Annotated in this window: 2 protein-coding genes; one reads left to right on the forward strand and one right to left on the reverse strand. The window is 53.8% G+C overall.

The window, feature by feature from the left end:
* Window positions 1–540 precede the first annotated feature (540 nt).
* The gene (locus FEM54_RS30610) at window positions 541–1,971 is read left to right on the forward strand and encodes an IS1182 family transposase (protein ID WP_138454068.1); all 1,431 of its coding nucleotides are present in this window, start codon (window positions 541–543) and stop codon (window positions 1,969–1,971) included.
* Between the two features lie 217 nt (window positions 1,972–2,188).
* Here FEM54_RS30610 and FEM54_RS34215 read toward each other — a convergent pair.
* Window positions 2,189–2,411: RES family NAD+ phosphorylase (locus tag FEM54_RS34215; RefSeq protein WP_171045944.1), on the reverse strand; the 223-nt coding region annotated here is incomplete at its 5' end.

Raw genomic sequence — 2,411 nt, forward strand, 5'->3', positions numbered from 1 at the left:
CTGAAATACTGCATATGGATTTGACTTTGATTGCTGGCTGGCCGCTTTCGGCCCAGAGTGTGTCAAAACCCTTGTTAGCGGCTTCCACTCTAGTGTTTTTTCCTACTCAGCCCAGGTCAGACATCAGTTGCTCAGATTCAGTATAAGATTCCGGAAATCAGCAGGTACGCCGACAACGTGGGCTAGAGGCTAGAAATCTGGGGGTTGGATGATTGCAAGCAACGTGTCATATCTTTGTCCGGTTTGTGGATACCCCGGGCTTGAAGAGCCTCCATACGATGAGGTTGGCTGCTCTTCGTTTGGCATGTGCCCGTCCTGCGGTACGCAGTTCGGCTATGATGACGCAACATCTGCTCATGCTGATTTGCGGAGATTATGGATCTCTAAAGGAATGCTTTGGTGGAGCAAAGCTCAAGCGTCGCCGAGTGGTTGGGACCCGGTAAAGCAACTACAGGCGGTTGAAAAACGCATCAATATCTGAACAGAACACCGCTCTTAGCCCTGCTATGATTTCTGAGGATTTCATCGCAGGGATCGCCCATGAAGCGCTTTATCCAAGGTGAACATAGAGGCCAAGAAACCTTCCTTCCCGCGAGCCTCGACGATTACGTCACGGATGCCAATCCGGTGCGCGTAGTCGACATCTTTGTCGACGAACTGGACCTGGTCAAACTAGGTTTCGAGGGCGCCTTACCTGCTGATACAGGCCGGCCGGCTTACCATCCCTCGGTCCTGCTGAAGATCTACATCTACGGCTATCTGAACCGCATTCCATCGAGCCGGCGTCTTGAACGAGAAGCCCAACGCAACGTCGAGCTGATGTGGCTGACTGGGCGTTTGATGCCCGATTTCAAGACCATCGCCAACTTCCGAAAAGACAACAGCAAGGCCATCCGAGGTGTCTGCCGCCAGTTCGTGGTGCTGTGCCAGCAGCTAGGACTGTTCGAAGAAAATCTGGTCGCCATCGACGGCAGTAAATTCAAGGCCGTCAATAACCGCGACAGCAATTTCACCAGCGCCAAGCTGAAACGGCGGATGGAAGAAATTGAATCAAGTATCAATCGGTACCTGACTACGCTCGACGAAACCGACCGGCAAGAACCCTCGGTCGCTCAGCCCAAGGCTGCTCGTCTGCAAGAGAAAATCGACAAGCTCAAAGCTCAGATGAAAGAGTTGCAGGTCATTGAAACTCAGCTCAACGAATCACCGGATAAACAGGTCTCACTGACCGATCCAGACGCCCGTTCCATGATGACGCGCGGCACTGGAATCGTCGGTTCCAACGTGCAGACAGCGGTCGATACCCAGCACCATTTGATCGTTGCGCATGAGGTGACCAACGTCGGTTCCGGCCGCGATCAACTCAGCTCGATGGCCAGGCAGGCCCGCGAGGCGATGGGGTCAGATACGTTGTCGGTAGTGGCGGACCGAGGTTATTTCAAAAGCGAACAAATCCTGGCTTGTCACAATGCCGGCATCACCGCCTATGTGCCCAAACCGATGACCTCTGGAGCCAAGGCTGACGGGCGTTTCAATAACGATGCCTTCATCTATGACGCGGCAAAAAACGAATACATTTGCCCGGCTGGCGAGGCACTGGTCTGGCACTACTCCTACGTTGAAAAAGGCCTGAATTTGCATCGTTACTGGAGTTCGAAATGCCAGAGCTGCGCGTTGAAGTCGCAATGCACCCCGAGCACGGAACGACGAGTTCGACGCTGGGAGCATGAAGCTGTATTGGAGGAAATGCAGCTTAGGCTGAGCAAAGCACCGGAGATGATGCGCGTCCGAAAACGGACTGTTGAGCATCCCTTCGGGACGCTCAAACAATGGATGGGTGCAACGCACTTCCTGACACGAAAGCTGAACGGAGTAAGTGCGGAGATGAGCTTGAACGTCCTCGCCTACAACTTGAAACGAGTCATGAAAATTCTCGGTACCAGCGGTTTAATGAAGGCGCTGTCGGCCTGAAGAGGTCTGTATTTTGGCCACCCAGCAAGGTAGAAGCGGCGCTAGGGGCTCCCAGACCCTCGTGATGATCCGCAGGACTTGTTGTGAGCAATTACTCAGCTAACAACCGTCAGCGCTGCGCGCCGACAGTGCATCAGCGCGTTTTTACACACTCTGGGCCGAAAGCAGCCTTCCAGAAGGACGAGTCACGGGCATCTCGGCACTGCCCTACTCTTCTTTAGCGCAAATAACGCTTATCAAACCAGAACGGCTCAATCGTCTCGAGTAAATGCGTCTGAACCTGTGGATGCGCCGCATTAATCAAGTAATTGGTCGCATGCGGAATCAACGCAGACGGCACGGGCAAGAGCAACTGCCCTCCTCCATCAAGCCAATGATTACCCACCACCTGCGACGTCGGCTCATTAGCCTGCCAGCCAACTGGTAATGCTGGTGAAGCC

The sequence above is a fragment of the Pseudomonas edaphica genome (genome assembly GCF_005863185.1).
GTDB lineage: Bacteria > Pseudomonadota > Gammaproteobacteria > Pseudomonadales > Pseudomonadaceae > Aquipseudomonas > Aquipseudomonas edaphica.

Coding starts and splice junctions, on each gene's coding strand:
- FEM54_RS30610 (WP_138454068.1), top strand. CDS start 541: ATGAAGCGCTTTATCCAAGGTGAACATAGAGGCCAAGAAACCTTCCTT.